Genomic DNA, 335 nt, shown 5'->3' with positions numbered 1-335 from the left:
ACTGGTTCGGCTTCTGCAGCGCCTGCGGACCGGACATCTGCATGGGCATGCGCCCGGTTCCCACCTGGAAGTCAACGGAGGCGGCGCCCACGCCTACCAGCGACGGACCGGCCTGATTGCCGTGCGCACCCTTCGGGGCCCCGACAGCACCAATTCCGTGACAAGTTGCGCAGTTGGCCACGAAGAGCTTTTCGCCCTCTTCAATGTCATGCGCGGAATAGTTGGTGGTTTGGGCCTTGGCCTCGTTGACGTTGCCGGCAACGGCGTAGAGGCCGCCGGTGACCAGCAGTCCCAAGAGCAGCAGGGCAACGGCCGCCAGGGGATGTCGTCGCCTC

The 335-nt window shown here is 65.4% G+C and carries 1 protein-coding gene; it reads right to left on the bottom strand.

Translation table 11 applies throughout. The features are described 5' to 3' along the window. Nucleotides 1-335 (bottom strand): c-type cytochrome (locus AC5RWT_RS38110; RefSeq protein ID WP_494084721.1); only part of this gene is annotated, 335 nt, incomplete at both ends.

This window comes from Arthrobacter sp. Dra40 (assembly GCF_059091905.1).
Note: the sequence above shows the minus strand (reverse complement) of the source record. Positions and strands in the feature narration are given on the sequence as shown.